Source organism: Cryomorpha ignava, from assembly GCF_010686655.1.
GTDB lineage: Bacteria > Bacteroidota > Bacteroidia > Flavobacteriales_D > Cryomorphaceae > Cryomorpha > Cryomorpha ignava.
The window spans coordinates 79,867-87,899 of record NZ_JAAGVY010000014.1 but is presented as its reverse complement, the minus strand read 5'-3'; the positions used below and the strand labels follow the sequence as shown (position 1 = coordinate 87,899).

Below are 8,033 nucleotides of genomic sequence, written 5' to 3'. Positions count from 1 at the left end.
CACATATACCCATGAAAGCGCAAGTAGCTGTGCAACGAAAACTACTCATTCTTGTTTATACGCTTTGCAAAAAAGATCAAGAGTATGAACCAGACTATTTTAATAAAAAAATAGCCCAAGCAGAAGCCCAGGCTACACAGGATAAACTCAAGAAGAGTCTTCCTTTGGAAGTGTAAATATACGACATAAAAAAATGTCGAAATAAATTTGGATTTTTACACAGTACCTGAAAGGGTGACATCTACAAAATACCAACGGAATGTAATGCACCACGAATCGCCTGTCGAAAATTTGATCGGAGAATGTCACCCTTTCAGGGCTGTTAATGTGATGGTAATTTTAACGATGGGCTTCACCCATCGCTATCGAATGTAGCCCCTTCAGGGCTTTTACGGCGACACTTCCTTATTAAAAATAGTATCCACAAGCTTCTATGTGGTTATTGAAGTACCTAATTTCAAAAGCCATCCGCTCATAGTAAAAAAAAATCCGCAGTTCCCAAAGCTCTTAGGTACACGCTAATTCCTTACAGGGCTTTACGTATTTCTAAGTAATAAAAAACTAGGTTTTGATTTTTTCGTTCATTAAAAATAAAATTCGAGAAAATGTCCATTTTTATCGCAAAGTAATTTACTCAAATTATACCTTTATGGAATGCCAAGCTCAAAAACGTGGCAAAGCTCTGTACCGAAGCAATCTTAGGACTGTAAGGACTCCGTACGGATGATCAAAAGGAATAATTCTATCACTGACGTATTGTATCAAGTGTTGATATACAGCATTTTAGTCGTGTGCGCTCCGCAGCGGTATCTACCCTGCGGAAAACATCTATAAATTATAGACTGAACATTTTAAAGCAGCGGTTATCAATATTTACTTGAAATTAATGGCCGCAGGGGTAGATACCCAGCGGAGCAGTTTTCTAAGATTTAACGTCATCATATCCGTTTTTCAATTTTTTAGTGAAGCAGATCTCGATGTGAGCTTGTTTATTTTGGTTAGGATTTCAGCGCTCGCTGAGCTTGTTCAACATGCCGTACTTCGTGAAAAACAAAGAATCGTAAAGTGTCTCCGAGTTTTAATCTAAGTAATGGAATTGTGGTTGGCACGCGCAGGGAAGATAGATCAACGAGCTCTGCCCTTCCCAGAATTTCTTTTAATGCTTTTTGCTGATCAATAAATTTTTCCAAAGCATTTGGACTAATACCGTCAAGTGTTGGGTTTTTTGACTTAAAGGTTTTCATGGTTGATTTAAGCTTTCCATTTTGCGGAAGCATATCAACGGCCATTTTATTTCCCAACCAGCCCGGCTTGTAGTTTTCGCTGCTTTTAATACGAGCCTTATCAATGGCTTTGGTAAACTCGGGAAGATAAAAATCGCTGTACCTGTTTAAATGGTCAATGCACTCAAGCGCACTCCAGCCCGTTTCTGAAGGTTTGGCTTTCAATTTAGAAATATCAGTGTGCCGCAGGGAATCTGCCCAATCTATAATTTTGTTTATCCGCGATTCCAGATCTTTTATTATTTCGTTTTGCAACATCGGTTTAGGAATTTCAGCAAATTACGGAACAAGGGAAGTAATTTTTATTGATTCAAATCAAGATTTGCGAATCCGGCTTAGATGCTCAGGCGTCATACGCAGATAGTTTGCGATGTGCACTGCCGGAATTTTCTGAAAAAGCATTGGACTTCGCGCCAAAACACGCTGATAGCGTTCTGCCGGTGAACTTATTAAAAGGTCAATTTCACGCTCAACCTGTTGCCTAACCAAATCTTGAAGAATGAGCTGATAGCTTTTCTGGTATTGCGGCGAGCTTTCCACAAATCTGAACAAGGCATTCTTTTCAAGGCATTTAATCTCTGATTTTCGTATGGCTATAATATCAAATAGGGAAGGGGAATCGTCAAAAAAGGCAGGTAGTGAAGTAATGATTGATCCTTCATACCCAAATCGAATAATCTGTGCCTGTGATTCACTTTTATAAACTACTCGCAGCGCACCACTCAATACAAAATATGAATATCTTTCGCGCTGTCCTGCGGCTATTAAAACCCCATTTCGCGGAAGCGTAATAAAAGAAACACTCTCTGGAAACGCTTCTTCAAACTGCTGAAAAAAATCTTCAGTCATTTAAAACGGTTTCCATTTTTTGACTAACGGCAGCTGCAATGGCTTTAGCATGTTCGCGGCCATTTTCTATAAAAATTTTTTCGGTGTGTACACCGGCCAGAACTGTTCCGCAAAGAAAAAGATTTTCAATTTCTGACTCATAAGTGGCAGAATTGAAGTCGAGAAGTAAGCTCTCCGGGTCTGGCTTTAATCCGCAAGCGGTGAGCAACTTAACTTCGGGAAGATAGCCGACCAGAATATAGATAAAATCGGCCTCGATGCTTTGCTTTTCGCCGCTGGCGACCACAATATCAATCTCACCAGCGCGAATTGCTTTGGCTTCAGCATTGAAAAAAACCTTGATTTTGCCTTCTTTAATTCTGTTTTTTATGTCGGGAACAAGCCAGTACTTTGCGGTTGGTTTTAGGTCCTCACCACGTACAATCATGGTTATGTCAACATTGTGCCTATAGAGCTCAAGAGCGGCCTCAATTCCACTATTTCCGCCACCCACAATTACAACTTTTTGAAAAGAATGGGCATAAGGCTCTTTGTAATAATGGCTTACTGTGGGCAAATCTTCGCCGGGAATATTGAGCAGCCTGGGCTTATCAAAATATCCTGTGGCCAGAACTACAAATCGCGCAGTGAAATTTCCGCGTGAAGTGTGAACGATAAATTCATCTCCCTGGCGATCTACTTTTTGAACTGCTGTATTGAGCTGAAAATTGAGATCAAAATATTGCGCCACCTTCCGGTAATACTGGAGAGCTTCATTCCGATTAGCTTTTACATTGCTAGTAGGGAAGGGGATGTCGGCAATCTCGATATTCTCGGCAGTGCTAAAAAAGGTCATCCGGTTTGGATATTGCCGAATAGATTCTGTAACTGCCCCCTTTTCGACAATCAAACTCTCAATTCCTTTTTTCTTTAATTCGGCGGCAGCTGCAATTCCGCATGGCCCAGCACCTATTACAATTACCGGCCATTCCTTTTTATCGCTCATCTATTTAATTGTGTTTTTACAAAAATACGGATTTTACGGAGGAGGTGTGATATCTTGAAGGTGAGTGATTTGACAATGTTTATAATAATTCGGTATTGGCTTTCAGGATTTGGTATCAACCCGCATTTCCTAAGGCTAAGGGTAATCAATAGTGTATGGTTTGTTATTTAGTAGACCCGAAAGGTTCTAGAGCTAAGATATGATTTGAGAAATGAAACGAACGAACCTTTTGGGTCTTTATTTTGGTTCAAAAAGTATGAATTGAGTGATTGTTGAGGCATGCGATTAGGCCGAAAGTTGGATATCCTTCGGAGCGCTTCGTGAGAAGTTTTTGAAATAAAAGAAACTTTATGAAGAAAATTGGGTGGATACGCAGCGGAGCGGTGCTCTGGGCTCGACGGAGCGGGTGGTCATTAGTATACAATTTGTAATAGAGTAAGACCCCAAAGGAAAAAAAAATACCTTTCGGGTCGGGCTGAAGATGTAATATTAACCCTTATAAACTTCCCAAAGCTGAATTGCCTCACTTGCTTCCTTAACATCGTGTACACGCAAAATTTTAGCTCCATTCATCAGCGCAACCATATTTAATGCCGTTGTTCCGTTAAGTGCTTCATCGGGAGTGATCTTTAGTGTACGCCATATCATTGATTTTCGAGATAGCCCGGCGAGAATGGGTGCATTGAAAATAGAAAGTTCGTCGAGGCGTTTTAAGAGCTCAAAATTCTGCAAAGCGGTTTTGGCGAATCCAAAACCCGGATCTATAATAATGTCAGCCACACCCAATTCGTGGAGTCTATTTACCTTTTCGCTAAGTTCAAAAACAATTTCGCCTACTAAATCTGCGTAAACCGCTTTTGAATTCATCGTTTGCGGATTTCCACGCATATGCATAAGTATGTAAGGAACGCGAAGTGCGGCAACGGTTTCAAACATTTGATCATCAAGAGTTCCGCCACCAATATCGTTTATAATATCTGCTCCGGCAGCAACGGCCTCTCTCGCAACAGATGCTCTGAAAGTGTCGGCTGAAATAATCATTCCCGGAAGGGCACCACGAATAATACTTATAGCCTCTGTAAGCTTTTTTATCTCGGTCAGTTCATCTACTTCATTAGCTCCGGGTCTGGTCGAGTACGCGCCAATATCAAGTATATCTGCACCTTCTGCTGCCATTTTTAGTGCTTTTGGCAAATACTGCTCTTTGAAAGCATTCCGGCTACCGGCATAAAATGAATCGCCGGTAATGTTTAAAACTCCCATGGTTAAAGGCTTGTTAAAATTTAGCAAGACTCCTTTAACTTGCATACTTTGGTCTTTTATATTTGCAGTATCTTTCACGGCTGTATTTATTGGTGTCGGTCTATAATCTAAAATGCGAAAAGCAATTTTATTCAGACTTTGGTACTCTTTTAATTGTATGGTGTGAAATTAGGTTGATAAATTTAAATTATTCACTGATTGTAAGCGAACTATCTCTTGATAAAGCAAATCACCAAAACCAGGTATTAAAATATGGCAAATAAAACATCCGAACAATACGATAAAGTATTGGACGCGTGCAAAGATATCTTCTTTAAGAAAATGAACGATTATGGTACAGCCTGGCGTATTTTGCGTACCAGCTCGCTTACCGACCAAATATTTATTAAGGCAAACCGTATTCGAACCATTCAGGAGTTAAAGCAAAGCCTGGTCGATGAAGGTGTTGAATCTGAATTCATTGGCATAATCAACTACTGCATTATGGCGCTTATTCAGCTAGAGCTTGGCGATAGCAGTGAAATGGATCTGGCAGCAGATCGCACCAAAAATCTCTATGATAAGTATGCCGGAGAAGCCCACTCATTAATGCTTAACAAGAATCATGATTACGGAGAGGCCTGGCGCGATATGCGTGTTTCGTCGCTTACCGATTTGATTTTAATGAAACTGCTTCGCATAAAGCAAATAGAAGACAATGAGGGCAAAACGCTGATTAGCGAAGGGATAGATGCCAATTATTACGATATTATAAATTATGCCATTTTTGCAATGATTTTGATCGGTGAGTCAGAACCTGAAACTCAAAAATAACACAGAAAGATGAATAAATCCAGAATTCTCGGAATTGTACTTATCGCAGTAGCGGTAACTATGGTAGTGCTTGGCTTTGCAAAACCCAGTGTTGTAGATGCCTTTAATATTTATTGGATGGCGACGGTTGCTGCACTAATTCCGGCGGTATTGCTGCTTGCCAATAAACCCACTTCGGCTACTTACGTTGCTAGAATTGTTGTGGGGTCTGTTTTTATTGTTTCGGGATTGATAAAAGCCAATGATACCGTCGGTTTCGGCATTAAACTAGAAGAGTATTTTGATGAAAATGCCCTTGGTGCTTTCTGGGCTTCTTTTCACGATTTAGCTTTGCCAATATCATTCTTTGTTTCTGGAATAGAGGTACTTCTGGGGCTCGCTTTACTTTTCGGCGCGCAGGCCAGGCTGGTTTCTTTTGCCCTTCTGGGAATGACTGTATTCTTTGGCTGGCTAACATATTACACTGCCACTTGCGATGGTGCACAAATGGCCGCTATGGCTGCCGGAGAATCCTTTGACAGGGTGTGCGTAACAGATTGTGGTTGTTTTGGCGATGCTTTGCGCGGATCGGTGGGAAGATCGCTTACGCCGTGGGAATCTTTTTATAAAGATCTGGGTCTGTTTTTTCTCACACTTGTAGTGTTGCTTTACAGCGGAAAAATAAAACTTAACAAGCTGAAGGATAACATTATCATTTTGCCGCTCGCATTAATTATCATTTTGCTCTTCGGCGGATGGTTGTTCGGATGGATGTTTCCAACTTACTTTTTCGTTCTTTCGGTTATTATCTTCTTCCTTATTAATTCAGCAGTAAAAGGAACTGATACAAAACGCTCGTGGATACTTGCCGGATTGCTGGCAGTACTAACATATGGTTTTGCTTTCTATACCTATAAATATCTGCCTATTAAAGACTATCGCCCTTATGCCGTAGGAAAGAATATTAAGGAACAGATGAAAACAGCCGATGAGCTGGGTGTAAAAGGAACAATTTACGCCAACGTATATCTACTGGAAAACAGCGAAACGGGTGAAAAGAAAACCATGAACTCAAATATTTACCTCGAGCAGGAAGTGTGGAAAGATGAGGCGTGGAAAATTGCTTCAACTCTTCCCGAACCGGTTGTGGTTCAAAAAGGGTATGAGCCACCAATTGCTACGTTTGTAGTAATGAATGCCGACGATAGCGATATTGGCGAAGATATTCTCAACAATCCAAATTACAGCCTGATGGTGGTAATGTATGATATGGAGCGAACACGAGGTGGCGACAGCGCTCAAAAACTAAAAACGCTGGCCAGCGGTGCACAAGCTGCCGGAGTTGAAATATTTGCCATTACAGCGTCGCCTTATGATTTGTATGAAACGTATCGTCATGAAAATCAGTTGAGTATTGACTTTTTTACTGCTGATGAAATCTTTTTGAAAACGATTATTCGTTCAAATCCGGGCGTGGTTCTTTTAAAAGACGGTAAAATAATAGAAAAGTGGAGCGCTGCAGAGATGCCCGATTTCGAAAGCATTCAAAAAGAATACATGAAATAAACTGGTGTGATAGGATACATCTTGCGCAAACTCATTTACGGAATTTTGGTACTTTGGGGGGTAGTTACCCTCGTATTTGCCATATTCAGTATCAATCCCGGCGATCCTGCACGGATGTTGCTCGGGCAGCGGGTAGATGAGGAGTCGCTGGCTGCAGTAAACCGCGAGCTGGGGCTTGACTTACCAAAAGGAGAACAATATTTGCTGTATCTAAACGATATCAGTCCTGTATCTATTCATGAAAATAAGAATGAATCAAGCCATCTTTATCTCGATTCGGCAAAATACGACTACACAAGTCTTTTTTCGGTTGGTGCCAAAACGGTGGTTCTCAAATATCCCTACCTGCGCCGGTCATACCAGTCTCGAAAACCAGTGGCCGACGTAATTGCCGAAGCCCTTCCGGGAACGGTTATTCTGGCGCTTTTTGCCATTTCGTTTGCGCTTGTATTCGGAATCTTATTCGGTGTTGTATCGGCGATTTACAAGGGTAGTTTTCTTGATAATTTTTCGCTTTTTTCAGCTGTTCTTGGCATGTCAACGCCGAGCTTTTTTTCAGCTATAATTCTCTCCTGGTTAGGTGGTTATCTTTGGTCTGCACAAGTTTCACTTCCGGCCTTGCCATTTGTATTTCTGTTGCTTGGTATTGCATTTACCTTTTTCGGAAAACATAAAAAGTTGGGAGTGCGCTATGTGAGCAATGGTTTAAAGGGATTCGTAATTGGCTTAGCCCTTACTTTACTTGGTGGCTCCGTACATTTCTTGTTTGGGTTTTCAATTATTCCGTTTTCAGGAGGAGTTTTTCATCTTCCGGGTACAGGCTTGAATATGACAGGATCACTCTACGATGTAGATGTCTTTACTGGCGAATATCTAGCTATGCAAAATCTAATCCTTCCGGTAATAACTTTGGGTATCAGGCCACTGGCTATCGTAATGCAACTCACCCGAAACTCGCTTTTAGAGCAGCTTTCGCAGGATTATGTGCGCACGGCGAGGGCCAAAGGTCTTTCAGAAAGTCGGGTTATTTTTGGTCACGCTTTGCGAAACGCACTAAATCCGGTGGTAACAGCCATATCAGGATGGTTTGCTTCTATGCTTGCTGGGGCAGTATTTATTGAATTTATATTTAATTGGAAAGGACTTGGACTTCAGGTATTCCAATCTTTGCAGAATGATGATTACCCGGTGGTGATGGGCTCTGTGCTAGTTATTGCTGCGGCATTTGTATTGATTAATATTTTTGTGGACATTATTTATGGATGGTTAGATCCGCGCATCCGATTGAAATAAAA

7 protein-coding genes are annotated in these 8,033 nt (G+C 41.0%); 3 read left to right on the top strand and 4 right to left on the bottom strand.

The genetic code is table 11. The features are described from left to right. Nucleotides 1–998 precede the first annotated feature (998 nt). The 4 genes from G3O08_RS09535 to folP all read right to left on the bottom strand — a co-directional run bounded on the left by G3O08_RS09535 (nt 999) and on the right by folP (nt 4,458). Entirely contained in the window at nt 999–1,541 is a 543-nt protein-coding gene (locus G3O08_RS09535; protein WP_163285132.1) for a DinB family protein, read from the bottom strand. 57 nt (nt 1,542–1,598) lie between these two features. Further along, entirely contained in the window at nt 1,599–2,132 is a 534-nt protein-coding gene (locus G3O08_RS09530; protein WP_163285131.1) for a Crp/Fnr family transcriptional regulator, read from the bottom strand. After that, the gene (locus G3O08_RS09525; RefSeq protein ID WP_163285130.1) at nt 2,125–3,117 is read right to left on the bottom strand and encodes a YpdA family putative bacillithiol disulfide reductase; all 993 of its coding nucleotides are present in this window, start codon (nt 3,115–3,117) and stop codon (nt 2,125–2,127) included. The genes G3O08_RS09530 and G3O08_RS09525 overlap by 8 nt, the downstream gene beginning before the upstream one ends. A 489-nt stretch (nt 3,118–3,606) precedes the next feature. After that, nucleotides 3,607–4,458, bottom strand: a complete 852-nt coding sequence (gene folP / locus G3O08_RS09520) for a dihydropteroate synthase (RefSeq protein WP_317164053.1) — start codon at nt 4,456–4,458, stop codon at nt 3,607–3,609. A gap of 174 nt (nt 4,459–4,632) precedes the next feature. On the opposite strand from folP, the gene G3O08_RS09515 reads away from it, so the two are divergent. From G3O08_RS09515 to G3O08_RS09505, 3 genes are read left to right on the top strand one after another with little or no spacing between them, the layout of a single operon-like run. Continuing rightward, nucleotides 4,633–5,193: a DUF1599 domain-containing protein gene (locus tag G3O08_RS09515; RefSeq protein WP_163285129.1), complete on the top strand. Its 561-nt coding sequence runs from the start codon at nt 4,633–4,635 to the stop codon at nt 5,191–5,193. A gap of 9 nt (nt 5,194–5,202) precedes the next feature. Continuing rightward, the gene (locus tag G3O08_RS09510; protein WP_163285128.1) at nt 5,203–6,738 is read left to right on the top strand and encodes a DoxX family membrane protein; all 1,536 of its coding nucleotides are present in this window, start codon (nt 5,203–5,205) and stop codon (nt 6,736–6,738) included. 6 nt (nt 6,739–6,744) lie between these two features. Beyond that, nucleotides 6,745–8,031, top strand: a complete 1,287-nt coding sequence (locus tag G3O08_RS09505) for an ABC transporter permease (protein ID WP_317164052.1) — start codon at nt 6,745–6,747, stop codon at nt 8,029–8,031. The last annotated feature ends 2 nt before the right edge of the window (nt 8,032–8,033 follow it).